The organism is Micromonospora globispora (assembly GCF_003857015.1).
GTDB lineage: Bacteria > Actinomycetota > Actinomycetes > Mycobacteriales > Micromonosporaceae > Micromonospora > Micromonospora globispora.
The window spans coordinates 1-2,232 of sequence record NZ_QGGF01000723.1 but is presented as its reverse complement, the minus strand read 5'-3'; the positions used below and the strand labels follow the sequence as shown (position 1 = coordinate 2,232).

Genomic DNA, 2,232 nt, shown 5'->3' with positions numbered 1-2,232 from the left:
ACGGTGAACGCCACCGCGGCCGCCCCGCCGAGCGCGAGCAGCACGCCCACCCCCCGCAGCGCCCGGGTGCCGGCCGGGGCCAGCCCGGCCGCCCCGATGGCGAGGAAGCCGAGCGTCGCGGCGACCCACCACGGGTACGCGTCCGGCGGCGGCATCCAGTCCAGGGTGCCCCGGACCTCGACCGTCGCGTCGCCGTCGCGCAGCGGCACCACCCAGTCCCGGACCCGGTGCCGGCGTTCCGGGTCGGCGGCCACCTGCGCGGGCGGGGCGGACTCCAGCCACAGTGCCCGCTGGTCGTGCCAGCGCACCGACTGCCCGCCGGAGATCCGCTGCCAGACCGGGGTGGCCGCCGGGTCGGCCTCGGGCGGGAGCTGGGTGTCGCCGGAGATGGTCCGGTTCAGGTACGTCGCGGGGGAGCGGGTGTTCTCGTACACCCCGTTCGGCCCGACCCGCAGGTACGGCTCCCCGGAGTAGCCCAGCACCTCGACGTCGCGCCCGCTGCGGTTGATCAGCTCCAGCCGGGCTCCCGCCTCGACGGTCCGGACGGTCAGCCCGCTCCGGGCCGGGGTCAGGCCGGTCACCTCGGTGCGGTAGTCGGTGCCGTCCGGGGCGTCGGCACCGTGCGCGAAGGCCGGCCCGGCCAGGGCGAGGAGGGCGACGAGCGCGGCGGTGACGACCAGCCCCGCCCGTCGGAGCAGTGCCGGGATCACTTGCCGGCCGCCTCCACCGCGGCCTTGATCCCCTCGGGGGAGCGGTCCTCGACGTCCTTGCCGTTGACCCGGATGGTCGGCGTTCCGGTGACGCCGGCCTTGCTGGCGTCGTCGGTCACGTGCTCGGTCCACGGCTTGTACGTGCCGTCCTTCACGCAGGAGCCGAAGTCGTCCCGGTTCAGCCCGACGCCAGCCCCGATGTCGATCAGCTCGTCGTTGCTCAGCCCGGCGCTGCCCTCCGCAGGCTGCCGCTCGAAGAGCGCGTCGGTGAACTCCTTGAACTTGCCGCCCTTGGCGGCGCAGCCGGCGGCGGCCGACGAGCGGGTGGAGTACTCGGTGGTGGAGAAGCGGTTGAGGAAGGCCACCGGGTGGAAGACCACCTTGGCCTTGCCGTCGCTGACCAGTTGGTTGATCGTCGAGCCGCTGGTCTGCTGGAACTGCTTGCAGACCGGGCAGAGGTAGTCCTCGTACAGGTCGATGGTGACCGGTCCGTCGCCGATCACGATGCCGGTGCCCGGGCCGTTGGCACCGGGCGGCGCGGTGAACTCCTTGGCCCGCTGGCTGGAGAAGACACTCCACCCGATGAGGCCGGCGATCACCAGCACCGCCACCGCGGCGATGGTCGTCCAGAGCGTCCGCTTGCGCCGCCGCTCCCGGGCGATCTGCTCGCGGACCACCCGCGCCGCGGTCTTCTGCTCCTTGCGACTACTCATCCTCGCCCTCCACGGGTGGTTCGCCCGCCAGCCAGCCGTCCACCGAGACGGGGGTGCGGGGCCAGATCAGCAGGAATCCGGCCAGCGCCAGGAATCCCAGGTCCCGGAGGATCTCCGGGAGGTAGCTCGGGGCCTGCCCGGCGGCGAGCTGGCCGCCGCTGCCGAAGCACCCGCAGTCGATGGCCAGTCCGCGGCTCCAGGCCGAGGCGATGCCGGTGATGAAGACCAGCAGCAGCGCCGCGGAGAAGCCGGCGGCGAGTCGGGTGGCCAGCCCGACGAGCAGCAGTACGCCGAGCGCCAGCTCCACGAAGGGCAGCGCCGCGCCGATCACCGTCGCCAGCTCGTACGGCATGACCTGGTAGGCGTTGACTGCCCGGCCGGAGGCGGCCAGGTCACCGACCTTGGTGGCGCCGGCGATCAGCCAGACGGCGGCCAGGCCGAGCCGGGCGGCGGTGCCGAGCCAGGGCCGGAGGGTGGGCCAGCGGGCGGCCCGGTTGCTCGGTGCAGTCACGGTCATTGGTCGTCCCGTATCCGAGAAAAGTTCCGCGTCAGCCGGTGAGGGCATCGCCGACCGCCTCGACCAGGTCGCAGCGGGCCCGGGCCACCCGGGAGCGGATGGTGCCCACCGGCACCCCCTCCACGGCGGCGGCCTCGGCGTAGGACAGGCCGAGCAGTTGGGTGAGCACGAACGCGCCGCGCCGCTCGGTGGGGAGGCGACGGACCAGGTGGCCGGCCGGGTCGGGGTACGGCCGGTCGGCCGCGGCCTCGGCGGCGAGCCGTTCGTCGAGCCTGCGGACGGTGGTGCGCCG

The 2,232-nt window shown here is 74.1% G+C and carries 3 protein-coding genes and 1 pseudogene; all 4 read right to left on the bottom strand.

Going from position 1 to position 2,232, the window contains the following annotated elements; translation table 11 throughout:
- Window positions 1–710, bottom strand: a pseudogene (locus tag DKL51_RS32860) (hypothetical protein); the annotation flags it as partial.
- Window positions 707–1,423 carry a DsbA family protein gene (locus DKL51_RS32855; protein WP_109942900.1) on the bottom strand — a complete coding sequence of 239 codons (717 nt, stop codon included), beginning with the start codon at window positions 1,421–1,423 and terminating at the stop codon, window positions 707–709. The pseudogene DKL51_RS32860 and the gene DKL51_RS32855, both read right to left, overlap by 4 nt.
- On the bottom strand, window positions 1,416–1,940 hold the full coding sequence (locus DKL51_RS32850; protein WP_109942901.1) for a MauE/DoxX family redox-associated membrane protein: 525 nt from the start codon (window positions 1,938–1,940) through the stop codon (window positions 1,416–1,418). Before DKL51_RS32850 ends, DKL51_RS32855 begins: the two co-directional genes overlap by 8 nt.
- A gap of 31 nt (window positions 1,941–1,971) precedes the next feature.
- Window positions 1,972–2,232 (bottom strand): sigma factor-like helix-turn-helix DNA-binding protein (locus tag DKL51_RS32845; RefSeq protein ID WP_311768102.1); only part of this gene is annotated, 261 nt, incomplete at its 5' end.

Bases quoted from the DNA above. Each gene is read 5' to 3' on its own strand.
- DKL51_RS32855 (WP_109942900.1), bottom strand. From the start codon at position 1,423: ATGAGTAGTCGCAAGGAGCAGAAGACCGCGGCGCGGGTGGTCCGCGAG.
- DKL51_RS32850 (WP_109942901.1), bottom strand. From the start codon at position 1,940: ATGACCGTGACTGCACCGAGCAACCGGGCCGCCCGCTGGCCCACCCTC.